The organism is Erwinia sp. PME.40.26/001 (genome assembly GCF_055556675.1).
Window position 1 is genome coordinate 1 of the sequence record NZ_JBVHNP010000493.1, and the last position, 228, is coordinate 228.

General features: G+C 63.2%; 1 protein-coding gene. It reads left to right on the forward strand.

Annotated elements, in window-relative coordinates; translation table 11 throughout:
* Window positions 1-228, forward strand: a 228-nt coding sequence (locus ACZ3HG_RS25110; protein ID WP_465335299.1) for a branched-chain amino acid ABC transporter permease, incomplete at both ends; no start/stop codon positions are given.

Genomic DNA, 228 nt, shown 5'->3' on the forward strand with positions numbered 1-228 from the left:
TGCATCTTCGTGATCTTCTTCTCGAGCCGCCTGCAGGATTCGCGTCTGGGCCGTGCCTGGGTGGCGATCCGTGAAGATGAAATCGCCGCCAAGGCGATGGGCATCAACACCCGCAACGTCAAGCTGCTGGCCTTCGCCATGGGCGCGTCCTTCGGTGGCGTGGCCGGTGCCATGTTCGGTGCCTTCCAGGGCTTCGTCTCGCCGGAATCCTTCTCCCTGACCGAATCC